The organism is Novilysobacter longmucuonensis (genome assembly GCF_046600735.1).
Classification (GTDB): domain Bacteria; phylum Pseudomonadota; class Gammaproteobacteria; order Xanthomonadales; family Xanthomonadaceae; genus Novilysobacter_A; species Novilysobacter_A longmucuonensis.
On the sequence record NZ_JBJMAW010000007.1, the window covers coordinates 134151 to 160899 of the forward strand.

The 26749-nt window shown below is 67.9% G+C and carries 15 protein-coding genes; 13 read left to right on the top strand and 2 right to left on the bottom strand.

Going from position 1 to position 26749, the window contains the following annotated elements; genetic code table 11:
- Window positions 1-42: 42 nt before the first annotated feature.
- A complete protein-coding gene (locus tag ACJQWM_RS09025; RefSeq protein ID WP_332703947.1) occupies window positions 43-387 on the bottom strand; it encodes a hypothetical protein in 345 nt (114 codons plus the stop codon).
- Between the two features lie 504 nt (window positions 388-891).
- Between ACJQWM_RS09025 and ACJQWM_RS09030 the strand changes: the two genes are divergently transcribed.
- From ACJQWM_RS09030 to ACJQWM_RS09045, 4 genes are all read left to right on the top strand, one after another.
- Window positions 892-2538 (top strand): formyltransferase family protein, encoded by a 1647-nt coding sequence (locus ACJQWM_RS09030; RefSeq protein WP_332703945.1) that lies wholly within the window; start codon window positions 892-894, stop codon window positions 2536-2538.
- 208 nt (window positions 2539-2746) lie between these two features.
- Window positions 2747-7168, top strand: coding sequence for a MupA/Atu3671 family FMN-dependent luciferase-like monooxygenase (locus ACJQWM_RS09035; RefSeq protein ID WP_332703943.1), 4422 nt, complete (start codon window positions 2747-2749; stop codon window positions 7166-7168).
- On the top strand, window positions 7155-12692 hold the full coding sequence (locus tag ACJQWM_RS09040; protein ID WP_332703941.1) for a type I polyketide synthase: 5538 nt from the start codon (window positions 7155-7157) through the stop codon (window positions 12690-12692). Before ACJQWM_RS09035 ends, ACJQWM_RS09040 begins: the two co-directional genes overlap by 14 nt.
- A 7-nt stretch (window positions 12693-12699) precedes the next feature.
- Complete coding sequence (locus tag ACJQWM_RS09045) at window positions 12700-15927, top strand: non-ribosomal peptide synthetase (protein WP_332703939.1); 3228 nt, start codon at window positions 12700-12702, stop codon at window positions 15925-15927.
- Between the two features lie 281 nt (window positions 15928-16208).
- Here ACJQWM_RS09045 and ykgO read toward each other — a convergent pair whose 3' ends face one another.
- The gene (gene ykgO / locus ACJQWM_RS09050) at window positions 16209-16334 is read right to left on the bottom strand and encodes a type B 50S ribosomal protein L36 (protein ID WP_036206164.1); all 126 of its coding nucleotides are present in this window, start codon (window positions 16332-16334) and stop codon (window positions 16209-16211) included.
- Between the two features lie 129 nt (window positions 16335-16463).
- Here ykgO and cmk point away from each other — a divergent pair, with 129 nt between their 5' ends.
- The 9 genes from cmk to ACJQWM_RS09095 all read left to right on the top strand — a co-directional run bounded on the left by cmk (window position 16464) and on the right by ACJQWM_RS09095 (window position 26502).
- Window positions 16464-17150: a (d)CMP kinase gene (cmk, locus tag ACJQWM_RS09055; protein WP_332703926.1), complete on the top strand. Its 687-nt coding sequence runs from the start codon at window positions 16464-16466 to the stop codon at window positions 17148-17150.
- A 287-nt stretch (window positions 17151-17437) separates the two neighbouring features.
- Window positions 17438-19129: a 30S ribosomal protein S1 gene (gene rpsA / locus ACJQWM_RS09060; protein ID WP_332703925.1), complete on the top strand. Its 1692-nt coding sequence runs from the start codon at window positions 17438-17440 to the stop codon at window positions 19127-19129.
- A 153-nt stretch (window positions 19130-19282) separates the two neighbouring features.
- On the top strand, window positions 19283-19585 hold the full coding sequence (locus ACJQWM_RS09065; protein ID WP_332703924.1) for an integration host factor subunit beta: 303 nt from the start codon (window positions 19283-19285) through the stop codon (window positions 19583-19585).
- A gap of 116 nt (window positions 19586-19701) precedes the next feature.
- Window positions 19702-19971: a lipopolysaccharide assembly protein LapA domain-containing protein gene (locus ACJQWM_RS09070; RefSeq protein WP_332703922.1), complete on the top strand. Its 270-nt coding sequence runs from the start codon at window positions 19702-19704 to the stop codon at window positions 19969-19971.
- Window positions 19972-19974: 3 nt separating this feature from the next.
- Entirely contained in the window at window positions 19975-21150 is a 1176-nt protein-coding gene (gene lapB, locus ACJQWM_RS09075; RefSeq protein WP_332703920.1) for a lipopolysaccharide assembly protein LapB, read from the top strand.
- Between the two features lie 24 nt (window positions 21151-21174).
- The gene (locus ACJQWM_RS09080; protein ID WP_332703918.1) at window positions 21175-22170 is read left to right on the top strand and encodes an MraY family glycosyltransferase; all 996 of its coding nucleotides are present in this window, start codon (window positions 21175-21177) and stop codon (window positions 22168-22170) included.
- Complete coding sequence (locus ACJQWM_RS09085; RefSeq protein WP_332703916.1) at window positions 22167-24080, top strand: polysaccharide biosynthesis protein; 1914 nt, start codon at window positions 22167-22169, stop codon at window positions 24078-24080. The genes ACJQWM_RS09080 and ACJQWM_RS09085 overlap by 4 nt, the downstream gene beginning before the upstream one ends.
- On the top strand, window positions 24080-25006 hold the full coding sequence (gene galU / locus ACJQWM_RS09090) for a UTP--glucose-1-phosphate uridylyltransferase GalU (RefSeq protein ID WP_332703914.1): 927 nt from the start codon (window positions 24080-24082) through the stop codon (window positions 25004-25006). Before ACJQWM_RS09085 ends, galU begins: the two co-directional genes overlap by 1 nt.
- A gap of 173 nt (window positions 25007-25179) precedes the next feature.
- Window positions 25180-26502, top strand: a complete 1323-nt coding sequence (locus ACJQWM_RS09095; protein WP_332703912.1) for an NAD(P)/FAD-dependent oxidoreductase — start codon at window positions 25180-25182, stop codon at window positions 26500-26502.
- Window positions 26503-26749: the final 247 nt, after the last annotated feature.

Genomic DNA, 26749 nt, shown 5'->3' on the forward strand with positions numbered 1-26749 from the left:
CGCCTACGGGTTTCCGCATTTCTGCGGGTGGATTCGCTGCGGCTAGCGAATCGCCGGCTTCGGGCCGACTTCCCCGGCCGTGGCCCGGTTGGCGACCGCGTCGATCACCCGGCTGTTTTCGAAATACACCGTGAAGTCCGGGTAGACCCAGCGGTTGATCGTCGGCCACTGGCGCTTCTGGCCGCCGCGCGGGTCCAGCCGCTCGGCCGGCGCGCCGAAGCGGGCTTCGACCTCGGCCATGCCCAGGCCGCGCTCGGGCAAGGTAATGCGGGACTCGTGCTGCACGCGCTCGATCAGCAAGGTGTCGGCCGAGGCCGCGCCGGTGAACGCACCCAGCGCCAGCAGCGCAACGGCGCGAGCAGAGATTTTGACAAGGCTGCAGTTCATGACGCGACTCCTTGGTGGACGAGCAGAGCAAGCGGACAGACTGCGTTGTAACAGATCGCAGCAGCGGCGGCGAAGCAAAAGGTGCGGCGGTTCGGCCACAACCGCGGGGCCTCGGAAAACCAGCGGCTCCGTCAACGACCAACCAAGCCCTGGCTGATGGAAGCGTAGCAGTCGTTGCGCGGCGCAATCCCGAACGGGGACTGACTGCGGGACGGCCGAAGGTGACCTGAGCACCACCGGCTGGACGTTGAACTCCATACCGGATGAAGCACGCACGTTGGCGCCGCACTCGTTCGACTCCCCCGCAAGCGCAGAGAAGAACATGCCGACCAGCCCGCTTCATCCCTCACGCCGATCCGCGCGGTGTTGCCCTTGAGCCCCGCGGCGTGGTGCGCCGTTGTCGCAATGATCCCCACGCGTCGCCGGGCCGCTTGATTGGCGGTCCAGGGAAATACGCGATGCGTAATCATCGGCGAGGGCGCGTTGCCGATCATCTGCGGCGACATGCTCATGCAGCGGGGGCACGAGATAGTCGCAGTGGTGACGCCCGAGGAGGGGATGTCGCAGTGGAGCGAGGCGAACGCGATCGCGCACACAGCCGAGCCATCGGTGCTTGCCGCGCTGATCGGCGACCAGCCGTTCGACTATCTGTTCAGCATCTTCAACTTCCAGAAGCTCCCCGACGAAATCGTCAGTGCAGCCCGTTGCCTGGCGATCAACTACCACGACGCACCGCTGCCCCGTTATGCCGGATCCCATGCGACCTCGTGGGCGCTGATGAATGGCGAGACCGACCATGCGGTGACCTGGCATGTCCTGACCGACCGGATCGACGCAGGCGACATACTGCTGCAGGCGCCGGTGGACATCGATCCTGGCGATACCGCGCTGACCTTGAACGCGAAATGCTTCGAAGCGGCAATCGACAGCTTCGCTGCGCTGCTCGTCGATCTGGAGGCGGGCACCCTGGATCCGCGCCCGCAGGACCGGACCGATCGTACGTTCTTTCGACGCGGCCAGCGCCCTGCTGCCGGTGGCACCCTGCGCTTCGACGCGCCGGCCGCGGAGCTTTGTGCCTTGGTGCGCGCACTGGATTTCGGACCGTATCGCAATCCGCTGGGCCTGCCGAAGATCGCACTCGGCGAGACGTTCGCCGTTGTCACGCGGCTGGACGTGCTCGGCGATCGCTCCGTCCATCCGCCCGGGACGGTGGCGGCGATCACCCCCGAACACCTGGTCGTTGCGACGGCGGACCACGACGTCGCGCTGCATGGATTTCTCACGATCGATGGAATGCCGCTGCCGCTGGCTGAACTGGTCGCGCGAGCGGGCCTGCGCGTAGGCCTGCGCATGACCGCGCTGGATGACCAGGCAAGCGCGCGACTGGCCTCGTTGTGCACCGGGCTTTCGCAGCACGAACCGTTCTGGATGGCGCAACTGGCGCAGGCAGGACCGACCAGGCTGCCGCACCGGTCGCGAGCGGATGGCGCACCGGGACCCATCGCCAGCCACGCGCTGACCTTCGGCAGCCGATTCCAGCGGCTTGAGATCGCGGGCTGCGAGCGTGGCGGGGACAGCCTGCTGCTGGCATTCCTGGCGTATCTCGCCGACCTGACCGGCGGGGATGCGATCGACGTGGCTCTCAGCTGCCCCCAGCGACACGCCGGCACCGATACCGTGCCGTCGTTGGTGTCGACCAGCGTACCGCTGCGGGTCGGCGGGGCGCCTCGACCGGATTTCCACCAGCGGATGCAGTTGTGGGGCGAGCAGCTGCAACAGGTCAGCGCAAGGGCAAGCTATGTCCGCGATGCTCCGGTCCGCGACCCGGTGCTGCGCGCGAGACTCGACTCGGTCGATCCGTCCACCTGGCCTGTCGGCGTGGAGGTGCTCGACGATGTCGATAGTGCGCCGATGATGCTGCCGCGTGCCGGACGCGTGCTGACGGCGCGGTTCGCGACCGACGGCACCAGCTGCACCTGGCTGTATGACGCCGGGGTGCTCGAGCAGCCGGTGGCCGAACGGATGGCGCGGGAGTTCGTGGTGTTCGTGAACGAGCTGCCGGTGCGAACCGAACTTCCGGTGCTTAAGGTCGCGCTGGGTTCGCGTGCCGGCGAACCGCACTGGCAGACGCACCGACCCGGATCTGCTTGACACGATGAATGGAGGCAACGATCTCGGCGTGCCGCCCGATCCATTCTTCTTGGCGGAATCCACACATTTCAGGCTGTTGCGGGGCAGGTTCTGTGCGCTATCAGCGCCCGGGATCGCCGCACGATTCATTGGCCTGAGCCCAATGCTGACGGCGTTACTCCAGTATTGGCAGGCGCTGTTACTGCCGTTCACTTGATCAGGGAACGCAATGCCCGGAAATCCGAATCCCGAGTTGACTCCAATCCAGCGCGGCATGGTCTTCCACAAGATGGTTGAACCCCGCAGCGCGGTGGACATCGAACAGATTGAGATGACGCTGGGTGCACCGGTGGATGCGCGGCATCTTCAGAGCGCGTGGCAGGCGGTCGTGGCCCGGCATCGGGTGCTGCATTCCCATGTCGTCGAGGCCGTGCCCGGGGAATGCCGGCTGGCGATGGTCGGCGGTTTCCAGCCGGAGCTCGCCATCGTCGACATCGCGGAGCCGGATTTCGACGCCGCGTGCGAGGCGTGGCTGGCAGCCGACCGGGCGCGGGGGTTCGCGCTGATGGCCGAGGTGCCGCTGAGGCTGAGTCTGCTGCGGCGGCCCGGGCATGCCGATCGCTGCGTCTGGACCTTCCATCACATCCTGCTGGACGGCCGTTCGTTCGCCGATGTGCTGGTGGAGCTCTGGGATGCCTACGACGCCCTGCGGTCGGGTCAGGACCAGAACCTGACGCCGCGCGCCGATCATCGGGACTTCATCGACTGGCTGCACGGCCGCGACCATACCGGGTCGATCGCGTACTGGCGCAACCTCCTGGCCGGCCTCGATGAGGCGACGCCGTTTCCGGAGGCTGCCGCGACCGTTGCGACGAGCGCGAGCAGGCGGATGACACAGCGGCGCCTGTCGGTCCAGGAGACCCATGCGCTGGAGCGCTGGGCCCGCGACAACGGGGTGACCCTCAACGGCCTGGTGCAGGCCGCCTGGGCCACCTTGCTGGCGCGCTACGCCGATCGCGAGACCGTGGTGTTCGGCGCGGTCCGCGCCGGCCGCGCCGGGCATCTCGCCGAGGCCGAGCGCATGCTCGGCGTGTTCATCAACACCGTGCCGGTGCGGGCGGACGTGGGCCAATGCAGCGGTATCGCACTGGTGCGTGCGCTCTGCCAGCAGCAGAAGGACGCGCGGGCGCACGAGCACCTGCCGCTGACACAGATGGGCGACACCAATGCGGCCCGCGCCAGCCTGCTGTTCCACACGCTGGTGGTGTTCGACCATGATGACCTGGACAGTGCCGTGCACCGGCTCCGCCCCGACTGGACGGACCGACGCTTCACCCTGCACGAGCAGACACCCTATTCGGTCACGCTATACGCCTACGCGCGTCCGGAGCTGACGCTGCAGTTCGCCTACGCCGAGCACGCGTTCACGCAGGAACAAGCCACGCAGATCGTGGGCCACCTGCTGACGATCCTCCAGGGCGTGGTCGCCGAACCCACGCGTGCGGTCCGCAGCATCCCGATCCTGAGCGGCGAAGCGCTGCGCCAGATCGATCTGCAGTGGAACGCCACCCAGCTTCCGGTTCAGCCGACCACCATCCAGGCGGCGTTCGCCCGGGCCGTGGCCTCGCATCCAGACCGGACGGCGCTGACCGGCGCCGGACGGACGCTCACCTATGCGCAGCTCGATGCCGCCAGCGACGAGGTGGCGGCGCGGTTGATCGATCGCGGCGTCCGGCGCGGCGCGGTGGTCGGCTTGAGCATCGACCGCTCGCTGGAGCTGGTCACCGCGATGCTCGGCATCCTGAAGGCCGGTGCGGCCTACCTGCCGCTGGACCCGGCCTATCCCTCCGAGCGGCTCGAGTTCTGCCTGCGCGACTCCCGCGCCCGCTTCGTCCTCACCCAACGCAGTCACGAGCATCGGTTTCAGGCTGCCGAGGTCAGTACAGTCCTGGTCGATGATCCGCGCGTGGTGGCCGCCGCGCATGCACCCCAGGCCGGCTCCACCGACGACCTCGCCTACACGATCTACACCTCCGGTTCGACCGGCCGGCCCAAGGGGGTGCTGGTCACCCACGCCAATGTCGCCAACTTCTTCGCGGGCATGGATGCGGTGATCGAGGTCGACCCGGCAGCGGACAGGCGCTGGCTTGCGGTCACCAGCCCCTCGTTCGACATTTCGGTGCTGGAACTGCTGTGGACCCTGACCCGCGGATTCGAGGTCGTCATCCACGGGGCCCGTAATCCGGGCCAGCAGGGCGACGGCCACGGACCATCCTTCAGCCTGTTCCATTTCGCCAGTGGCGCGGACGCGACCGATCCGCGGCCCTACCGCCTGATCATGGAAGCGGCGAAGTTCGCCGACAGCCATGGCCTGGAGGCGATCTGGTCGCCGGAGCGGCACTTCCACGATTTCGGCGCGCCATACCCCAATCCATCGGTGATGAACGCGGCACTGGCGACGATCACCCAGCGGGTGCAGTTGCGCGCCGGCAGCGTGGTGCTGCCGCTGCACGATCCGTTGCGCGTGGCCGAGGAGTGGAGCCTGGTCGACCAGCTCTCCAACGGGCGGGTCGGGGTGTCGTTCGCCTCCGGCTGGCAGCCGAACGATTTCGTGCTGGCGCCGGACAACTACGAGCGTCGCAAGGAGCTGATGTTCGAGCAGATCGAGACGGTCCGGGCGTTGTGGCGCGGTGAACAGGTCAAGGCCAGCAATCCGAAGGGCGACGAGGTGTTGCTGGGCACCTTCCCCAGGCCGGTGCAGGCGGAGCTGCCGATCTGGATCACCGCCGCGGGCAATCCCGAGACCTTCAGGCAGGCCGGCGCGATCGGCGCGAATATTCTGACCCACCTGCTCGGGCAGTCGCTGGCGGATCTGGACATCAACATCCGCGCATACCGCCAGGCCCGCGCCGCCGCCGGGCTCGATCCGGCCACCGGCCGCGTCACCGTGATGGTGCATACCTTCATTGGCGAGGACACCGACCAGGTGCGTGAGGTGGTGCGCGAACCGATGCAGCGGTACCTGCGCAGTGCCGCCAGCCTCGTCGGCGGGTATGCCGATGCCTGGTCGGCGTTCAAGCGTGGGGCCGGCGGCAAGGTCGGCGCCACCGCAATGAGCGAGCTGACCGCCGAGGAGCAGCAGGAGCTGTACGAGTTCGCGTTCGAGCGTTACTTCGAGAGCAGCAGCCTGATGGGGTCGGTCGCCAAGTGCGCGCACCTGGTGGAGTCGCTGCACGGCGCCAGCGTCGACGAGATCGCCTGCCTGATTGATTTCGGAGTGGCGCCCGACACAGTGATCGAACACCTGCCCTTCATCGAACAGCTGCAGAACCTCGCCGGCCGGCGCGCACAGGGCGACGACGACCCCGACCTGCTGCAGGACATCGCCACGCATGCGATCACCCACATGCAGTGCACGCCCTCGCTGGCCAGCACGATCCCGCTGCTGGGCGCGAAACCCGATGCGCTCGCCTCCATGCGCCAGCTGCTGATCGGCGGCGAGGCGCTGTCGCGCGACCTGGTCGGTGAGCTGTATGCGCGGCTGCCGCCGACGGCCCGCATCGTGAACATGTACGGGCCGACCGAAACTACGGTGTGGTCCACCACCGAAGCCGTCGCGCCGGACGCGCGGCAGATCACCATCGGCCGCCCGATCGCCAACACGCAGTGCTATGTGCTGGACCGGTATCGGCAGTGCGTGCCCGACGGTTGTGTCGGCGAACTGCATATCGGTGGCGATGGCGTGGCCCGCGGTTACCACGAGCGCCTTGAACTCACCGCCGAGCGGTTTTTCGATCTGGACATCGGCGGGCACGTGCGCCGGGTGTATGCCACCGGCGACGTGGCTCGCCGGCTGCCAGACGGGCGGCTGGAATACCTCGGCCGCAACGACTTCCAGGTCAAGGTGCGGGGACACCGGATTGAACTGGGCGAGATCGAACTAGCCCTGCGTGCGCAGCCGGGCATCGCCGATGCGGTCGTCGTGGCGCGCACCACGGCCGATGGCGCGCAACTGCTGGTCGGTTATCTGGTCGCCTCCCGCGGCGCGGACACTGCCGAGGGGGACGCTCTCAAGTCGGCGTTGCGGCAGCGGTTGCCGGAGCACATGGTGCCGAACAGCTTCATGTGGCTCGATGCGCTGCCGCTGACGCCCAACGGCAAGCTCGACCGGCAGGCATTGCCCGCACCAGGCGCGTGGGGGCGGAATGCGCGACCGGAACCGCCGCCGAAGGCCACGGCGGCCGGCAAGCCCGAACCGGCCGGAGCGGGCGAGCGGCCCGCACCGCCGGCACCGATCGAGCGCGCGGCGGTAACCCGCGACGACGCCGAGCAGGTCATCCGCGAGGTCTGGCAGCGGGTGCTCAACGTGTCCCACGTCGGCAGCCGGGACAATTTCTTCGAGCTTGGCGGGCATTCGGTGTTGGCCGTCAAGGTGCAGTCCGAACTGTCGAAAGCATTCGGTTACCGCTTGCCGATCGTCGAGCTGTTCCGCTCGCCGACGATCGAAGCGCTGGCCGCGCAGTTCGCGCGCGGCGCGGCCACTTCCCCGGCAACGGCCGCCGGCAGCGGCATCGGCAAGGCCGACAAGCGCAAGGCGGCGATGAACCGACGCGCCGGAACGGCCGGAGTGAAAAGCCATGACCCATCCTGATTCCAGCGCGCTGCCCGCGGAAGGCAGCATCGCCATCGTCGGCATGGGCTGCTATCTGCCCGATGCCGATACGCCTGATGCTTTCTGGCAGAACCTCGCAGCTGGCCGCGAGTCGGTCCGTGATTTCCAGGACGCCGACCTGCGCGCCGCCGGTGTCGGCGATGCCGACCTGGCCGATCCGTCCTACGTCCGCTCCGGGGTGCCGCTGGATGGCTTCGACCAATTCGATGCGGCCTTCTTCGGGCTGAGCCCGGGCGAGGCGAAGGTGATGGACCCGCAGCACCGCAAGTTCATCGAGTGCGCGTGGTCGGCGCTGGAGGACGCGGGGCATACGCCGGCATCGGCGGACCGCAACATCGGCGTGTTCGCCGGTTCGGGCATGCACTGGTACCTGCTCAAGAACCTGATGACCAACCCGGCGCTGGTCCGGGAGCTGGGTGAGTTCCAGATCCGGCACACCGCCAACGACAAGGACTTCCTGGCGACCCGCGTGTCCTATCACCTGGACCTGCACGGGCCGAGCATCAACGTGCAGACGGCTTGTTCCTCCTCGCTGGTGGCGGTCCACATGGGCTGCCAGAGCCTGCTCAATGGCGAGACCGACATGGTGCTGGCCGGCGGGTCGACCATTGAGGTGCCGCACGCCGTCGGCTATCACTACCGCGAGGAAGAAGTGCGTTCGGCCGACGGTCGCTGCCGCCCGATGGACGCGGATGCCGGCGGCACGGCGTTTGGCAGCGGCTGCGGCGTGGTGGTGCTGCGCCGGCTGTCGGATGCGCTGGCCGACGGCGACTTCATCCACGCGGTGATCCGTGGCAGCGCGATCAACAACGACGGTGCCGGCAAGGCCGGCTATCTCGCCCCCAGCGTGGAGGGGCAGGCGCAGGCGATCGCCGAGGCGATCGCCGTTGCCGATGTCGATCCGACCACCATCGGCTACGTGGAAGCGCATGGCACCGGCACCAGGATTGGCGACCCGATCGAGATCGCGGCGTTGAGCCAGGGCTTCGGTGATACCGGGCGCCGCCAGTACTGCGCGCTCGGCTCGGTCAAGTCGAACATCGGCCATCTCGACACCGCCGCAGGGGTCGCCGCACTAATCAAGGTCGCGTTGTCGATGCGACATCGCAAACTGCCGGCCTCGCTAAATTTCCGCAGCCCGAATCCGGAGATCGACTTCGCTGGCAGTCCGTTCTACGTCAATTCGAGCCTTTCGGACTGGCCGGCGCTCGGTGCACCCCTGCGGGCCGGCATCAGCTCGCTCGGCGTGGGCGGCACCAATGCCCATGTCGTGCTGGAGGAAGCCCCGCCGCGGATCAACGGGCCGAAAGCATCGGATGCGCCGGAAGATGCCGTCAGCATCCTGCCGCTGTCGGCCAAGACGCCCGCCGCACTTAGCGCGGCAGTAAAGAACCTGCTGGCGCACCTGGAGTCGCATCCGGAGCTGGCCCTGCGCGACGTGGCATGGACGCTGCGCAACGGCCGGGTGCCGTTCGCGCAGCGGATCGCCGTGGCCGGTCGCAACATCGATGCGATCACCGCGCAGTTGCGCGCCGTGCAGCGCCCGATCAAGGCTGCCGACGCGCCGCCGAAAATCGTCTTCATGTTCCCCGGGCAGGGTGCCCAGTACCCGAACATGTCGCGCCGGCTGTACGCCACCGATCCGGACTTCCGTGCCGCGATGGACACCTGCTTCGAGGTGCTGCGCCGGCTCGGTCGGCATGACGCGATCGCTGCGCTGTACACCGAGGCTTCCGGAGCGGAAGCCATGGAGACGCTGCGTGCGACGGCGGTCACCCAGCCGGTGCTGTTCTGCGTCGAGTACGCGCTGGCCAAGTCGCTGCTGGCCAGGGGTGTCCGTGCTGACGCCATGATCGGCCACTCGCTGGGCGAATACGTTGCCGCTTGCCTGGCCGGGGTGTTCACGCTGGATGCGGCTCTGACGCTGGTATGCCGGCGCGGCGAGTTGATCGGTTCGCTGGCGCCGGGCGCGATGCTCGCGGTGGCGATGGCGGCGGAGGACCTTGCCGGCTACCTGCCCGAGAGCGCGTGCGTGGCCGGCATCAACGGTCCGGAGTCATGCGTGTGCGCAGGCGAGTTCGAGGCGATCGCCCGGCTCGCCGAACGACTCGGCGCCGACGGCATCGCCACGCGGCGGCTGGAAACCTCGCATGCGTTCCATTCGCAGATGCTCGACCCGATCCTGGCGTCGTTCAGCACTGCCGTGCGCGCCGCTAATCCGGCCGCGGTGGCGGATGCGGCCGTCATCTCCAACGTCACCGGAACCTGGCTCACCGCCGCGCAGGCCGGATCGGCCGAGTACTGGACGAGCCATCTGCGCCAGCCGGTGAATTTCGTCGCCGGCATGCGGCAACTGCAGGAGCTCGGGCCGGCGGTCTACATTGAGGTCGGGCCGGGGAACACGCTGTCCGGCTTCGCCACGGCGATCGCGCCGGACGCGCGCGTGGTGCCGAGCCTGCCGCACCCGAAGGATGCGACCGCGGACGATGAGGTGTTCGCCGCGGCCGGCGGACTGCTCTGGGCCCATGGCCTGGACATCGACTGGGCCGCCTGGCGCCAGCCGGCCTCGGGCCAGCGGGTCCCGCTGCCGACCTATCCCTTCCAGCGCCAGCGGCACTGGGTCGAACCGGGCTTGCCCGAGCGGACGGGCTCGCCCGTCGAGGACAACGCGCGCAAGCCTTTCAAGGACTGGTTCCATGTCGCCGACTGGCAGAGCACGGTGGCTGCCGCCGGGCCGGGCGTGGCGGGCCGCGCACTGGTGTTTGCCGGTAGCTGGGGCGTGGCCGCGTCGCTGGTGGATGCCTTGCGCGCGCGCGGCGTCGACGTCGTCACCGTCGAGCTCGGCCGGGAGTTCTCGCGCTCAGGCAACCGGATCGTCATCGACCCGAATTCGGACGCGGACTGGGACACGCTGGCCGACCAGGCCGGTACGTTCTCGCACCTTGTGTATCTGTGGCCGCTGGACACGGCGATGGCGTGCACCACGAAGATCATCGCCGGCTGCTTCGACCACCTGCTGCGCATCGGCAAGCACATCGACCGCTTCTACGATGCCCAGGGGCTGAAGCTGCTGGTGGCCACGGCCAACGCCCATCAGCTCGGCGGTGAGGAGGCAGGCAACCCCCACCAGGCGCTCGTGTCGGGGCCGGTGCGTACCATCCCGCAGGAGTACCCGGGCGTGCGCGCGAGGTGGGTGGATTTTGATGCCGCCCGGATCGAGTGGAGTCCGGTCGAGACCGCGGCGCAGCTCATGCTCGAGCTTCAGGCCGATGGCGGGGACGAGACGATCGCCTGGCGCAACCGGCGCCGCATGCGGTCGGTCCTGACGCCTACGCCACTGGCGCGCACTGCTGATCCGGTTGCGCTTCGCACCGGCGGCAGCTACCTGATCACCGGGGCGTTCGGCGGCGCCGGGCTGGTGCTCGCGCAATACCTGGCGCGCCGCTATCGGGCGCGCCTGGTGCTGGTCGCCCGCACGCCGCTGCCGCCTGCAGAGGCACGCGATGCGTACCTGGCCAAATCGCGGCCGGGCGATGCGGTCCGTCGCAGGATTCAGGCGGTCGGGCTGCTGGAATCATCCGGCGCTCGGGTCGACGTGGTGGCCGCCGATGTCGCCAACGGGCGGGCGCTGGAGAGCGCGGTCGCCGAGCTGGGCGTGACCAGGCTCGACGGTATTTTCCACGCCGCGGGCGTGCTCGACGACGCCACGATCGGCCTGAAGTCGGTCACCGCGGCGCATCGCGTACTCCATCCCAAGGTGGCCGGCGCGCTGGGCCTGCAGAGCCTGAAGCCACTCTGCCCCGATTTCATACTGTATTTCTCCTCGATCAGCGCCCAGGCCGGTGTCGCCGGGCAGGTCGACTACACCTCGGCCAACGCGTTTCTCGATGCGTTCGCTGCCTGCGCCGACGCCCAGTCATCCACCACCCGCCACATCGCGGTGGAGTGGAGCAGCTGGCGCGACGCTGGAATGGCGGCCACGCTGGCGGCAAAGAGCGGCTTTGCGCCTCCCGAACCGGCGGACGCGGACCTGACCGATCACCCGGTGCTGACGTGGAAGACCAGCGGCGAGGAAGGCCGCTGTTGCTATTCCGGCATGCTCACGCCGGAATCGGCCTGGTTCCTGGACCAGCACCGCCTCAAGTCTGGCGAAGCCATCCTTCCGGGCACGGCATACCTGGATCTGATCGTCGCGGCGATGCAACAGTCGCGCGGGCGCTTCGGGCCGCTGTGCATCAGCGGGATGACCCTGATCGCGCCGCTGGTGCTGAGGCCGCGCGAGAAGCGCCTGCTCAGGATCGAAATTGCCCCCAAGGAAGTGACCCGGAAGGAGATTGCGCCGAAGGGAACTGCCCCGAAAGCACCGGGCGCGGCCGAATCCGACCGTTACGTGATCACGGTATCGAGCGTGGGTGGCGATCCGGACGACGTACTGGACCATGCCGCGGCGGAAGTATCGCTGCGGATGCCCGAACCCGACGTGGAGCGCGAACCGCTTCCGGCGCCCCCGGGGCTGTTGCCGGTGGAAGGTACGTACTCGCATCCGGCGCTGGACTTCGGTCCGAGATGGGATTGCCTGACGCGGCTGGAGGCCGCCGGGAATGATGCGCTGCTGCGGCTCGACCTCAAGACGCCGGAGGACCTCGCCACTCACCCGCTGCATCCGGCGCTGCTGGACCTGGCCATCGGCGCCGCCCAGCAGGTGCTGGCCGGGCCGGAGCTGGGTGCTCGCCTGTTGCCGTATCGATACGGGGAAATCCTCGTGCTGGCGCCGCTCACGCGCTCGCTGGAAACGCGCGTGCATGCCCGCTGCGAGCCCGATCGCCTCACGCTGGACGTGGAGATCCGCTCCGACGATGGCCAGTTGCTGCTGGTGTTCCGCGACTTCGTGCTCAAGCAGGCGCCGCCCGGGCCGCTGGCGCGAGGTGCCGAGCGATCCAGGGGCACGCCGAAGCGGCCGGCGGCAAGCGAGATCCTGCAGGCCGGCTTCGAGGACGGCCTGTCAAACGAGGAGGCGGTGGCGGCGCTCGAATCGATCCTGGCCAGCCACGGGCCGGCGCAGGTCATCGTGGCCACCCGCGACGTGCAGCAACTGCTGAAGCAGGCGCGGCAGAGCCGCGACCCGGCGCAGGCGACCACCGCCGGCGCGGGGGAGGCGGCAGCGGTCTTCCTTCCGCGGCCCGAGATGGGCGTCGAGTACGTCCCGCCCGAGTCGGACCTGCAGCGGATGCTGGTCGACACCTGGGAGGCGATGCTGGAGATCCGCGGAATCGGCATCCGCGACAACTTCTTCGAGTTGGGTGGAAATTCGCTGCTGCTGATGCGGCTGGTGTCCCGACTGAACCGGCAGCAGGGAATCGCACTGCCGCTCGAGCAGGTGCTGGAGGAACCGATCATCGCGAGCTGGAGCACGCTGGCGGTCGGCAGCGCCGGCGATGTGGCACCGGTCAAGCCGATCACCCGGGTGGACCGAAGCAGGCACAGAGTTTCCCTTCCGAGCTGATACCGCGATGAACCCCCACAAGGATCTCTGCCCAATCTCCGAGCTCTACGAGTTCCCCGCTTCGTTCGGGCAGGAGCAGTTGTGGTACCTGCACGAGCTCGATCCCGACAGCACCGCCTACAACATCGCGCTGGCGTTCGAGCTGCGCGGCGAACTCGACGAGGCGTCCCTGCAACGCGCGTTCGACACACTGATCCAGCGCCATGACGCGCTGCGCACCGGCTTCGTGGTCGTCGACGAACAATTGCGGCAGAGGGTGAGTTCTACGGTCCCGTTCACGCTGGAGACGGTGGACCTGCAAGCCTGCGACGAGGCCGGACGCAGCCAACGGCTGGCCGAGCTCAAGCACGCGTGCGCGCGGCATCAGTTCGATCTTTCGCAGTGCTCGCTGCTGTCGGTGCGGCTGGCGCGGCTGGAGGCGCAGCGGCATGTATTGCTGTTGTGCATCCACCACATCGTGGTCGACCACATATCGGTGTTGCAGATCGGGCGCGAGATCGGCGAGCTGTACGCCGCGTGCAAGAGCGCCGCTCCGGTCGAGATCGACGAGGAGCGGCTGCAGTTCCCCGACTACGTCGTCTGGCAGCGCGAGCAGATGAGCGAAGAGGTCATCGCGCAGAAGCTGGAGTACTGGAACTCCGTGCTTGGCGACCAGCCGCACACCCTCGATCTTCCGACCGACCGGGCGCGCCCGCCGGTGCAGACCTTCGCCGGCGACGAACTTTCGGTGTGCCTGCCGCGCGAGCTCAGCGCGGCACTTCGGCGCCACGCCCAGCGCGAGAAGCAGAGCCTGTTCGTGGCGGTGCTGAGCGCGTTGAACGTGGTCCTGCACAAGTATTCCGGTCAGCGCGACCTGATCGTCGGCTGCCCGATGGCGAACCGGCCAACCGAGGAGATGCACGAAGTCCTTGGGCTGTTCATGAACGTCCTGCCGGTGCCGGTGGGGGTCGATCCGGACCAGCGCTTCGACCAGTTGGCCGAGCACGTGCGTCGCCAGGTGACCCGGACCCAGGCGCTGCAGGACACGCCATTCGAGAAGATCGTGCGCGGCGGCGAGATCACCCGCAGTGCGTCGCACAACCCGCTGGTGCAGGTGTGGTTCACCTTCCAGGACGCGCCGCTGGAGCTTGCCCTGCCGGGGCTGGAGGTCGTGTCGGAGCCGCTGCACAACGGCGGCGCCAAGCTTGACCTGAGCATCTGGTTCTGGGACGACGGCGGGTGCGTCCGGGGCCTGATCGAATACAACACCGACCTGTACGACGCATCGACCGTGCAACGCTTCTCCGAGCACCTGAGCCAGGTGCTGCGGCAGGTCACCGAGGATCCGCAGGTGCGCGTGGCCGATATCAGCCTGCTGACCGAACGCGAGCGGCAGGCGGCACGGCGGGCCGACACACAACAGTCCGGAACGCTGTCGAGCATGCACGAGGCGTTTTTCGCGCGGGCGGCGGCGCAGCCTGAGGCGGTGGTGCTCACGACCGCCGCGGGCGATGTTTGCGCCGGCCGGCTGGCGGCGCGTGCCGATACAATGGGCTGGGAGCTGCAGCGCCGCGGCGTATCGCCCGGCGACGTAGTCGCGGTATGCCTGGAGCGCGACGAGACGCTGCTGGCGGCGCTGCTCGGCGTACTGCGATGCGGTGCGGCGTACCTGCCGCTGGACCCGTCGCTGCCGGCCGAACGGCTCGAGTACATGCTGCAGGACTCCGGCGTGCGCACCGCAATCGCGTCCTCGGCCACCCTTGGGCCGTTGCCGGCAAGCACGGTCGATATCCTCGATGCCGATGCGCTGGCCCAGGGCGCATCGCAAGATTTCGTTCCGCACGTGCCCGGCGCCGAGGACGCGGCCTACCTGATGTACACGTCCGGCTCCACCGGGCGGCCGAAAGGCGTGTGGATCGTGCATGGCGCGGTCGGCAACTTCCTTTCGGCGATGCAGCAGAAACCGGGCATCGGCCCGGATGACGTCGTGCTGGCGCTGACCACGTGCGCGTTCGACATCTCGGTGCTGGAGCTGTTCGTGCCGCTCGCGGTCGGTGCACGGGTCCGGCTTGCCGACCGCGCCACTGTCGAGGACGGCGTTGCGTTACAGCAGATTATCGACACCGGCGGCGTCACCGTGATGCAGGCGACGCCGTCCACCTGGAGGCTGCTGCGTGCGAGCGGCTGGGACGGCAAGGCCGGGTTGAAGGCACTGGTCGGCGGCGAAGCGTTGCCGCCTGAACTGGCGCAATGGCTGCTGCCGCGGGTCGGCGAGTTGTGGAACATGTACGGGCCGACCGAGACCACGATCTGGTCGAGCTGCGCCCGCATCGACCACCGCAACAGCGCGGCATGCCCGATCGGCCAGCCGATCTGGAACACTTCGATCCACGTGGTCGACCAGAACCTGCAACTGTTGCCGGCCGGCCTGACCGGGGAACTGGTGATCGGCGGGCGGGGCGTGTCGCCGGGCTATCACAACCGCAGCGACCTGACCGCGCAGCGGTTCGTACGGCTGCCGGAGACCGGCGAGACCGTCTACCGGACCGGCGACCGCGGCGTCTGGCGCGACGGGCAGTTGCAGCACCTCGGCCGCAGCGACGACCAGGTCAAGATCCGCGGCCATCGCATCGAACTCGGCGAGATTGAGACGGTGCTGGCGGGGGTACCGGATGTGGACGTGGTTGCCGCCAGGGTCTGGTGCATCGACGATGCGGACCACCGCCTGGTCGCGTACTTCAGCAGCCGCTCCGGGGCGCCGGTCGCGGCCGATCGCCTGCGCGAGCATGCGCGCGGCTTTTTGCCCAACTACATGCTGCCGCAGCATTTCGTGCAGCTCGCCGCGATCCCCTTGCTGCCCAACGGCAAGATCGACCGCAAGGTTTTGCCGGCGCCGCTCGGAGAAACGTCGGAAGCCGCCGTCGCGGTGGCGGAGACCGACCTGACACCGCAGCAGCGCCTGGTCCTGGGCGTCTGCCGTGAGCTGATCGGCGACGATGCCATCGCGCTGGATGACAACTTCTTCGATGCCGGCGGGCACTCGCTGCTGGCGCTGACCATGATGGGCCGGATCGAGAAAAAGACCGGGGTCCGGCTGACGATCCTCAAGATCGCCAGCAGCTCGTTACGTGGGCTGGCCGATGAACTCGGCGATGGCCGCGGTCCGCGGTCGGACGCCGATCCGCGGCTGGGGGCGCGGCTGACCAAATGGGTCCGCACCGCGTTGACGCCGGGGCGCGGTGCGGTTTCGTCCTGAGTCCCGCGGCAACTGGAAAGCCGGCCTCGGTCCCGCCGCGGCACAGCGCCCTGCAGGAGCGTCACGTGCCTTTGCGGCGCCTGCCCTTGTTAGGCATGCCCCTAGGAGCCAGGGGCGCGACCAAGAACAGGGGCCTTCTCCCGCTTTGGCCCGGGTTCGCGAAGGGGGCAGAGAAAACGTGCGCGCCCTAGAAGCAGGGCCACAAAAAAGGCCGCATCGCTGCGGCCTTCATTGATGCATCGAGCCCGCCGCAATCAGCGCGTCCGGGTTTTTTGCGCAGATCAGCGCTGACGCGCCTTGAAGCGCGGGTTCGACTTGCAAATCACGAAGACCTTGCCGCGGCGGCGGACGACTTTGCAGTCGCGGTGACGGTTCTTCGCCGACTTCAGGGAGGACAGGACCTTCATGACAGACCTCGGCAACGGGATAGAGAAAGCTAGCCCGCAATTCTAGCGGGTACTTGCAAGTCCGATCAAGTACTGGCCTGGAGGGCGCTCCCCAGGCCCTCGGCAGCGCGGGCCGGCATAATGCGCGACATGAACGATACCGACCTGAAAGTTGCGATCCCGGTGCTGACGATCGATGGGCCCTCCGGCTCCGGCAAGGGCACCATCAGCCGCCTGGTGGCCTCGCGTCTGGGCTGGCACTACCTCGACTCGGGCGCCCTGTATCGCGCCGTGGGGGTGTCCGCCGGATGGGCCGACATCGACCTGGCCGACCCGGCGGCCCTGGTGCGCTGTGCCTTCGACACCGAGGTGGGCTTCCGCGACGACCCCGGCGGCGAGCTGCGGGTGCTGATCAATGGCCTGGATGCGACCGATGAGCTGCGTACCGAAACTGCCGGCGCGGCCGCTTCGGCGATTGCCGCGATCCCGGAGGTCCGCTCGGCGCTGAAGGAGCGCCAGCGCGTGTTCCGGCGCGCGCCGGGGCTGGTCGCGGACGGGCGCGACATGGGCACGGTCATCTTTCCCGATGCCCCATTCAAGGTATTCCTGACCGCCAGTGCCGAGGAGCGGGCCGAAAGGCGCTATAAGCAGTTGAGTGACAAGGGAGTTTCCGTTACATTGGCCGGTCTGCTGCGGGAGATTCTGGCCCGTGACGCCCGCGATGCCCAGCGCGCGGTGGCGCCGCTGCGGCCGGCCGAGGACGCCGTGCGCATCGACACCACCGGCCTTGGAATCGATGCGGTGGTCGAGCGCGTGCTGGCCCGGGTCACCGCCTAGTCGCCCGGTGCAGCAACGAGGTTGCGGTTGGATCTCGACCGCGACCGCGCCGGCCCAGCGCCCGGAATGTTCAGTAGCAGCCAGTAGCAGAAGTAGATAGCAGAAGCAGTACCGCAACAGGCAACAGAACCAATCCCGTCGCAATCCCGCGGCGGATCAGCCAACGACACATGGTGCAGTTCCATCGCACCACATAACGGGTGGGTCGACCACGTGCTGCTTGCGTTGCCTCTCTGGGGAACGATGCCAGCCGGTGCGGCCCGTGTGTTCAACCGGATATTTTTCCAATGACCGAATCATTTGCCGAACTGTTCGAACAGAGCCAGTCCTTCCTGGCCAAGCTGAAACCGGGTGCCATCGTGGTCGGCACCGTCGTCGAGGTCCGTGGCGACGTGGTGGTGATCAACGCCGGCCTGAAGTCCGAAGGCATCGTGCCGATCGAACAGTTCCGTAACGACGCCGGCGAGATCGACGTGGCCGAAGGCGACCAGGTCAAGGTCGCGCTCGACTCGATCGAGAATGGCTTTGGCGAGACCGTGCTGTCGCGCGAGAAGGCCAAGCGCGCCATGGTGTGGGACGAGCTCGAAGAGGCGCTCGAGAACAACGAGACCATCACCGGCCGCATCAGCGGCAAGGTCAAGGGTGGTTTCACCGTCGACATCAAGGACGTCCGCGGCTTCCTGCCCGGTTCGCTGGTGGACGTGCGCCCGGTACGCGACTCGACCTACCTGGAAGGCAAGGAGCTCGAGTTCAAGCTGATCAAGCTGGACCGCAAGCGCAACAACATCGTCGTCTCCCGCCGCGCGGTGGTCGAGAGCGAGCACTCCGAGGAGCGCGAGCAGCTCATGGAGAAGCTGGTCGAGGGCGCGATCCTCAAGGGCGTGGTCAAGAACCTCACCGATTACGGCGCGTTCGTGGACCTGGGCGGCATCGACGGCCTGCTGCATATCACCGACATGGCGTGGAAGCGGGTGCGTCACCCGTCCGAGGTCGTGGAAGTCGGCGCCGAGCTCGACGTCCGCGTGCTCAAGTACGACCGCGAGCGCAATCGCGTCAGCCTCGGTCTCAAGCAGCTGGGCGAGGATCCGTGGGACAACATCGCGCGCCGTTACCCGTCCGACACCCGCGTGTTCGGCAAGGTCTCCAACGTCACCGATTACGGCGCGTTCGTGGAGATCGAGCCGGGCGTGGAAGGCCTGGTGCACGTCTCCGAGATGGACTGGACCAACAAGAACGTCAATCCGTCCAAGATCGTGCAGGTCGGTGACGACGTGCAGGTCATGGTGCTGGACGTCGACGAGGAGCGCCGCCGCATCTCGCTGGGCATGAAGCAGGTGACCAGCAATCCGTGGGAAACCTTCGCCGTGTTGCACAAGAAGGGCGACAAGGTCGACGGCCAGATCAAGTCGATCACCGACTTCGGCATCTTCATCGGCCTGGACGGCGGTATCGACGGACTGGTGCACCTGTCGGACATCAGCTGGAACACCACCGGCGAAGACATCGTGCGCAACTACAAGAAGGGCGACACGCTGGAAGCGGTGGTGCTGGCGGTCGATCCGGAGCGTGAGCGCATCAGCCTGGGCGTCAAGCAGATGGAGCAGGACCCGTTCGGCCAGTACATGGCGTCCAACAGCCGCGGTTCGATCGTCACCGGCAAGGTCAAGGAAGTCGACGCCAAGGGTGCGACGATCGAACTGGCCGACGGCATCGAAGGCTATGTCGCCGCGCGCGACATCTCCAAGGAGCGCGTCGAGGATGCCAGCAAGGTGCTGAAGGTCGGCGACGACGTCGAAGCCCGCTTCATCGGCATGGACCGCAAGGGTCGCACCATGCAGCTGTCGATCAAGGCCAAGGACGAGGCCGAGATGCAGGAGGCGGTGTCGGACTACAACCGCTCGACCTCGGCCGAGGCCGCCAGCGGCACCACCAAGCTCGGTGCATTGCTGCGCGAGCAGTTGGGCAACAAGCCCGAGTAAGTTGCACAGCTGCCTCCAGGTGTCATGGAGACGGCCCGGCTTCGGCCGGGTCGTCTTCCGTCAGGGCTCCTGGTTTTTTCGTGCATCCCCGGATGCCGTTGCAGTGCTGCCGTACCGACGTCGCAACACCCTTCGCGAGTGCGCTGATCGCTCATGACCAAGTCCGAACTGATCGAGATCCTGTCGCAGCGTCAGGCCCACCTGAAGGGCGAAGACGTGGATCTGGCGGTGAAGTCGCTGCTCGAGATGATGGGCGGCTCGCTGTCCTCCGGTGACCGCATCGAGATCCGCGGCTTCGGCAGTTTTTCGCTGCATTACCGGCCACCGCGGCTGGGGCGCAACCCCAAGACCGGCGAGTCGGTCGCGTTGCAGGGCAAGTTCGTCCCGCATTTCAAGCCCGGCAAGGAGTTGCGTGAGCGGGTCAGCGGCGTGCTGCCGCGCGACGACGACAGTTGAGCGCGTACGTCGCTGGCGACCGTCGGGCTCGACGGCACCTCGTGGTCGGCCATCATGATCGATGGGCCGTGGTCGACTAAGCTAGTGCCGACAATGGAAGGACATCCGAGGCCGCCATGCGTTTGATCCGTTTCCTGATTGCCATCGCCTGCCTCGCGGCCGGCGTGATAGTGGGCGCGCTCAACCGCGGCCTGATCCATATCGACCTGGGTGTGGTGATCCTGTCGACCAACCTGGGCGTGGCGCTGATCGTCTCGCTGCTGCTCGGGGTTCTGCTCGGCGGCCTGGCCATCGCCGCGAGTGTGGTGTTGCCGCTGCGGCGGCGCCTGGCCCGGGCCGAACGCCAACCTACTAAGGTGCCGCCGGCGACGCCGCCCGAGACCTGATCGATGACGTTCATCAGCGAGTGGTTCTGGTTTTTCCTGCTCTTGCCGATCGCTGCGATCAGCGGATGGGTGATCGGCCGCCGCGGGGGCGAGCGCCACAGCGACAGCCAGGTCAGCCGCCTGTCGACCACCTATTTCCGTGGCCTCAACTACCTGTTGAACGAGCAGCCCGACAAGGCGATCGAGCTGTTCCTGCACATCGCGGAACTGGACAAGGACACCTTCGAGACCCAGGTCGCGCTCGGCCATCTGTTCCGCCGTCGCGGCGAGGTCGACCGCGCGATCCGGTTGCACCAGGCGCTGGTGCAACGCCCGGGGCTGAGCGACCAGCAGAAGGTGCAGGCGTTGCTGGCCCTGGGCGAGGACTACATGCGCTCGGGCCTGCTCGATCGCGCCGAAACGGTGTTCAGCGATCTGGTCGCGCTCGACATGGCGCCGCTGGCATTGCGCCACCTGATCGGCATCTACCAGTCCGAGCGCGACTGGGACAAGGCGATCGAGAATGCGCAGCGCTACGAGGCCGCGACGGGCGATCCGATGGGCAAGCTGATCGCGCAGTTCGAATGCGAGCTGGCCGACCGCCATCGCGCGACCGGTGACGTGGCGGCGGCACGCGCCGCGGTGGCGCGTGCCTACGAGGCGGACACCAATTCGGTGCGTGCCGGCATGCTCGAGGGCCGGATCGAGGTGGAGGCCGGCAACGACGGCGCTGCGATCCGCTCGTTCGAACGGGTCGCGCGCAGCGATCCGGACTATTTGCCGGAAGTGCTGCCGGCGCTGCTGTCGAGTTACGAGCGCGCTGGCGACGGCCCGGGCGCGCGCGCATTCCTCGCCGAGATGTGCGAGCACTATCGGGGGATCGCCCCGGTGCTGGCGCTGACCCGGATGGTCGAGCATGACGACGGCGTGCCGGCGGCGCGCGCGTATCTGGCGCAGCAACTGAAGGATCGTCCATCGGTGCGCGGCGAGGCCGCCCTGATCGACCTGACGCTCGCCGAGGGCGCGGACCCGCTGGCGACCTTGCATGACCTCAAGCACATCACCGACCAGTTGCTGGTCCGCAATCCGAGCTACCGCTGCAACCGATGCGGTTTCGGTGCACGCAGCCATCACTGGCAGTGCCCCAGTTGCAAGGAGTGGGGGACGGTCAAGCCGCTGCTGAACTACGCGGTGGTCTGAGCGGCGATGGTGACGTGGCTGGCGTTGTTCTTCGCGATGAGCGTCGTGGGCACCTGGCTCGCGCGCCGCTATGCGCTGCAGCGGCGTCTGCTCGACCAGCCGGGCGAGCGCCGCAGCCATACAGTCGCTACCCCGCGCGGCGGCGGCATCGCGATCGCGGCTTCGGTGTTGGTGGCTGCGGTCGCGCTGGCCGCCCGGTTTCCCGGCCAGCGGCTGCTGCTGGGCGCGTTCGCGGTCGGCCTGGCGCTGGTCGCGACGATCGGCTGGCTGGACGACCATCGGCCGCTGTCGCCGTGGTGGCGCCTGCTGGCGCATGTCGCGGCAGCGGGGATCTTCGCCGCGGCGCTGGTCGTCTCCGGCGCCGGAATCGGAACGGGCGTGTTCGCCTTGGCGGCGATCGTGATCCTGACCAACGTGTGGAACTTCATGGACGGCATCGACGGACTCGCCACCAGCCAGGCCGCGATAGTGGCATCCAGCCTGGCCTTCGTGGCGGACGGGATCTGGGCTGCGGTGGGCTGGGCCCTGGTTGCTGCTTGCGCCGGTTTCCTTCCATTCAACTTTCCGCGGGCCAGGATTTTTCTCGGCGATGTCGGCAGCGGCGCGCTCGGGTTCGTCGTGGCGGCGCTGCTCAGCGTCGCCTGGTTCACGGTGCAGGCGACGACCCAGGCCCCGGTCAGTGCGGCGTCCCTGCTATTGTTGCTGCCGCTCGCCCCGTTCCTGATCGATGCCGGGCTGACTCTGCTGCGGCGGGTGGCGCGCGGCGAGCGGTGGTGGATGCCGCATACCCAGCACGCCTATCAGGTCTGGGCGAGGCGCAAGGGTCACTGTATTGTCACGGTGGCCTATGGCATCACAAGCGCTGCGGCCATCCCGCTGGCGATCTGGGCGTGGGGCGGCAGCATGGTCCACGTGTCCATCGCGCTGGCGGCGTGGTATACCGCCGGCGCCTTGTTGTGGCGCTGGCTTCAACACGGCTCAACGGACGGAACTGAACAGGTGCAGAGGGCAAAGGAATGAGTGGTTGGCGAGATCGTTGGAGCAGCGCCATGCCGCGCGGAGCGGTGGTCGCGCACGACCTGGCGATGGTCTGGGTGGTGTGGCAGGGACTGCATTGGCTGCGTTTCAGCATCATGCCCAATCCGCCGGTGCTGCCGCTGTTGTCCACCGAGGTCATGCTGGTCCTGATGGCGCAGGGGCTGGTCTTCTGGCAGGTCGGCCTGTACCGGGGGCTGTGGCGGTTCGCCAGCGTCCCGGACCTGTGGAACATCTTCAAGGCCTGCCTGCTGGGCCTGTTCGCGATCGTGCTGTCGTTGGTGCTGTACAAGCACATCGATGCGGTCTCGCGGATGGTGCTGGTGCTGTATCCGCTGGTGCTGATGGGCCTGCTCGGTGCGCCGCGCCTGATGTACCGCGCCTGGAAGGACCGCAGCAACGAGCGGAGCAGCCCGACCTCGGTCCGCATCCTGATCCTCGGCGCGGGCCACGCCGGCGAGGCGCTGGTGCGCGACCTGCGCCGGCTCGGCACCTACCAGCCGGTCGGATTCCTCGATGACGCCGCCCGCCTGCGCGGCACCAAGGTGCAGGGCGTGCCGGTGCTGGGCCAGGTGCAGGACGTCGCCGAGATCGCACGCGAGACCGCGGCCGGGCTGCTGGTCATCGCGATGCCGTCGGCCAATGCCAATGCCTTGCAACGGGTGGTCATCGCCTGCGAGCGCACCGAACTGCCGTTCCGGATGGTGCCCAGGCTGTCGGACCTGCTCGAAGGCCGCTCGCTGCCCGGTGAGCTCAAGGAGGTCGCGATCGAGGACCTGCTCGGGCGCAAGCCGGTGTTGCCCGACTGGAAGGCCATCCGCGAATGGCTGGGCGCGCGTTCGGTACTGGTGACGGGGGCGGGTGGCTCGATCGGCTCGGAGCTGTGCCGGCAGTGCGCGCGGCACGGTGCCCGCCGCATCACCCTGGTCGAGATCGACGAACTGGCCCTGACCACGACCGAAGCGGCGTTGCGGCGCGACTTCCCGGATCTCGAATTCATACAGGTGCTCGGTGACTGCGGTGACCCCGCGGTGATCGCCTATGCGCTGGACGCCGCCGAGCCGGAGGCGGTGTTCCATGCCGCCGCCTACAAGCAGGTGCCGCTGCTGGAAACCCAGTTGCGCGAGGCGGTACGCAACAACGTGCTGTCCACCGAAACCGTGGCGCGGGCCTGCCGCGAGCGCGGCGTCGGCACGTTCGTGCTGATCTCCACCGACAAGGCGGTCGATCCGGTGAACGTGCTGGGCGCGACCAAGCGCCTGGCCGAAATGGTCTGCCAGTCGCTGGCCGACCCGCGTTCCACCGGCTTTGTCACCGTGCGCTTCGGCAACGTGCTCGACTCGGCCGGCAGCGTGGTGCCGCTGTTCCGCGAACAGATCCGCAAGGGCGGCCCGGTGACGGTCACCGACCCGGAGGTCACCCGCTACTTCATGACGATTCCCGAGGCCTGCCAGTTGATCCTGCAGGCCGCGGCGATCGGCAGCCACGAGGCGATCTACACCCTCGACATGGGCGAACCGGTGCCGATCCGCCTGCTGGCAGAACAGATGATCCGGCTGGCCGGCAAGCATCCGGGCCGCGACGTTGCGGTGGTCTACACCGGGCTGCGCCCCGGCGAGAAACTGCACGAAACGCTGTTCCATGCCGACGAGCGCTACCGCCCGACCGCGCACCCCAAGATCCTGCAGGCCGAGCAGCGCCAGGTCTCGGCCCAGGCGATCGAACCCGCACTGGCGGCGCTGCGCGAAGCGTCTGCACGTTACGATCGCGAAGCGCTTGCTAGCCTGCTGCGCGCAACGGTGCCGGACTTCCAGCCGGTCGATACCGGCGAGGTGCGCCGGCAGAACATCGCGACCGTCGTTGCATTCCCCGCCCGCAGCGCCAGGAAGATTTGATGAGCCCAGCTTCGCAGTCCCGCCCGCCATACCCCAGGATCCGCAAGGCCGTCTTTCCGGTGGCCGGCCTCGGCACCCGCTTCCTTCCTGCCACCAAGACCGTACCCAAGGAAATGCTGCCGATCATCGACCGGCCGTTGATCCAGTACGCCGTGGACGAGGCGATCCAGGCCGGGTGCGACACCCTGGTGTTCGTGACCAACCGCTACAAGCACGCGGTGGCGGACTACTTCGACAAGGCCTACGAACTGGAGCAGAAGCTCGAGGCCGCCGGCAAGATCGAGCAACTGGAACTGGTCCGCAACGTGCTGCCCAAGGGCGTGCGCGCGGTGTTCGTCACCCAGGCCGAGGCGCTGGGCCTCGGGCACGCGGTGCTCTGCGCCAAGCCGGTGATCGGCGATGAGCCCTTCGCGGTGCTGCTGCCCGATGACCTGATCTGGAACCGCGGGCCAGGGGCGTTGAGCCAGATGGCCGATGCCGCCGAAGCCAGCGGCGCCAGCATGATCGCGGTCCAGGACGTGCCGCGCGAGCAGACCGGGAGCTACGGCATCGTGGCGACCGAGGACTTCGCCAACCGCCAGGGCCGCATCAGCGCGATGGTGGAAAAGCCCAAACCCGATGTCGCGCCGAGCACCCTGGCGGTGGTCGGCCGCTACGTGCTCAACCCGCGCATCTTCGAATTGCTCGAAACCACGCAGCCGGGGGCAGGCGGTGAGATCCAGCTCACCGATGCGATCTCCGCGCTGCTCGCCGAGGAGGCCGTGCATGCCTACCGGTTCCGCGGCACGCGCTTTGATTGCGGAACGCATATCGGCTTGATCGAAGCGACCATCCGCTACGCGCTGGACCACGAGAAGCTCAGCGAGGCGGCGGCGGCGACCATGCAGAACGCACTCGACGAACTGGGCGTGCGCGAGTTGGAGTGACGCTCCGCCACGACTAGGCCCAGCAAAGCGTAGGGTGGGCACGCTTCTGGTGCCCACCGCGCGGCGTCCTGCGACCACTGGACCTGCCAGCCCTACAAACGCTGGAATTCCGTAGGCTGGGCTGCCAAGCCCGGCAGCGCGCAGGCACGCCCCGTCACAGCGCCCAAGGTTCAATGCCGATCCGCTCCCAAGCCACAAACGCCACTCCCGCACCCGACACGTACTACCGCGCCGGCCTGACCACCGCAGGGCTGGGGCAGGGCGCGCTCGTCGGCCGGACGCAGGCGCGCGTCTGCGTCATTGGCGGCGGTTTTGCCGGGGTCAACACCGCGCTTGGGCTGGTCGAGCGCGGTGTCGAGGATGTCGTGCTGCTGGAGGCGCACGAGATCGGCTTCGGCGCATCCGGGCGCAATGGCGGCTTCGTGTTCGGTGGGTTCTCGCGCGATGAGCAGGCCCTGCTCAACCAGCTCGGCACGGCGCGCGCACGTACCCTGTACGCCGGCACCACCCAGGCGGTCGAGTCCATCCGCCAGCGCATCGACCGCCACGCGATCGATTGCGACAGGACCGAAGCCGGCGTGATCTGGGCGAACTGGTTCCGCGACCCCGAGGTTCTTCGCTCGCGCAAACGCCTGCTCTCGAAGCACTACGGCGTGGATTGGCAATGGCTGGCGCAAGCGCAACTTCGAGAGCAAGTGCGCTCCGAGCGCTACCACGATGGGCTGTTCGAGCCCAAAGCGTTCCACTTTCATCCACTCAAATACGCGCGAGGCATCGCCACCGCGGCCTGTGCATTGGGATTGACCATTCACGAGCACAGCCCGGCGGTCTCGCTGCAACGCGACCGCGGAGTCTGGCGTATCACCACGCCCACGGGCGAGGTCGAGGCCGAGACCGTGGTGCTGGCTTGCGGTGGCTATCTCGCGGGCCTGCGCCGACCCGTCGACGCCGCAGTACTGCCGATCGCGACCTACGTCATGGTCACCGAACCGCTCGGTGCGCGCATCGACGAGATCATGCAGACCCGCGCCGCGGTCTATGACACCCGCTTCGCCTTCGACTACTACCGCCCGCTGCCGGATACGCGCCTGCTGTGGGGTGGCCGCATCTCGGTGCTGCAACGCTCGCCCGAATCGGTCGAGCGGCTGCTGTACCGCGACATGCTCAAGGTCTTCCCGCAGCTCAGGGGAGTGCACATAGAGCACGCCTGGTCGGGCCTGATGAGCTATGCCCGCCACCAGATGCCGCAGATCGGCCGCATCGACGATGAGCTGTGGCTGGCGCAGGCCTTCGGCGGCCACGGCGTCGCACCGACCACTTACGCCGGCGACCTGGTCGCCTCGGCAATCGCCGAGGGCGACGAGCGCTGGCGCGAATTCGCCGACTACGGCTTGGTATCGGCGCTGAAGCCCGCCGGATTCGTCGGCGCGCAACTGAGCTACTGGTGGGCGGGGCTGAAGGACGCCTGCAAGGATCTTGCAGAGCGGCAAGGGTGAACCGACAGCGAGAGCGTCGGTAGAACCAAGCCCGGTTGCGCGAGTTGCTGCGCTCGCCGACTCCATTCGAAAGCCACCGTAGGATGGGTTGAGCCAAAGGCGATACCCATCTGTCGCGGCTCACGCGAAGCATCCCCGCGAGCGCAGCCGACGTCCCCCCGCCTTCAGTAGCGGGGCTATCTAGAGTCCGGGGTTCATCGTAGTGGTATCGGCTGCCAGCTGCTCGGCGTAGGCGCTCGGGGTCAGC

What these genes read in the sequence shown, in the direction of transcription:
- ACJQWM_RS09025 (WP_332703947.1), bottom strand. Translation starts at nt 387, where the DNA reads ATGAACTGCAGCCTTGTCAAAATCTCTGCTCGCGCCGTTGCGCTGCTG.
- ACJQWM_RS09030 (WP_332703945.1), top strand. Translation starts at nt 892, where the DNA reads ATGCTCATGCAGCGGGGGCACGAGATAGTCGCAGTGGTGACGCCCGAG.
- ACJQWM_RS09035 (WP_332703943.1), top strand. Translation starts at nt 2,747, where the DNA reads ATGCCCGGAAATCCGAATCCCGAGTTGACTCCAATCCAGCGCGGCATG.
- ACJQWM_RS09040 (WP_332703941.1), top strand. Translation starts at nt 7,155, where the DNA reads ATGACCCATCCTGATTCCAGCGCGCTGCCCGCGGAAGGCAGCATCGCC.
- ACJQWM_RS09045 (WP_332703939.1), top strand. Translation starts at nt 12,700, where the DNA reads ATGAACCCCCACAAGGATCTCTGCCCAATCTCCGAGCTCTACGAGTTC.
- ykgO (WP_036206164.1), bottom strand. Translation starts at nt 16,334, where the DNA reads ATGAAGGTCCTGTCCTCCCTGAAGTCGGCGAAGAACCGTCACCGCGAC.
- cmk (WP_332703926.1), top strand. Translation starts at nt 16,464, where the DNA reads ATGAACGATACCGACCTGAAAGTTGCGATCCCGGTGCTGACGATCGAT.
- rpsA (WP_332703925.1), top strand. Translation starts at nt 17,438, where the DNA reads ATGACCGAATCATTTGCCGAACTGTTCGAACAGAGCCAGTCCTTCCTG.
- ACJQWM_RS09065 (WP_332703924.1), top strand. Translation starts at nt 19,283, where the DNA reads ATGACCAAGTCCGAACTGATCGAGATCCTGTCGCAGCGTCAGGCCCAC.
- ACJQWM_RS09070 (WP_332703922.1), top strand. Translation starts at nt 19,702, where the DNA reads ATGCGTTTGATCCGTTTCCTGATTGCCATCGCCTGCCTCGCGGCCGGC.
- lapB (WP_332703920.1), top strand. Translation starts at nt 19,975, where the DNA reads ATGACGTTCATCAGCGAGTGGTTCTGGTTTTTCCTGCTCTTGCCGATC.
- ACJQWM_RS09085 (WP_332703916.1), top strand. Translation starts at nt 22,167, where the DNA reads ATGAGTGGTTGGCGAGATCGTTGGAGCAGCGCCATGCCGCGCGGAGCG.
- galU (WP_332703914.1), top strand. Translation starts at nt 24,080, where the DNA reads ATGAGCCCAGCTTCGCAGTCCCGCCCGCCATACCCCAGGATCCGCAAG.
- ACJQWM_RS09095 (WP_332703912.1), top strand. Translation starts at nt 25,180, where the DNA reads ATGCCGATCCGCTCCCAAGCCACAAACGCCACTCCCGCACCCGACACG.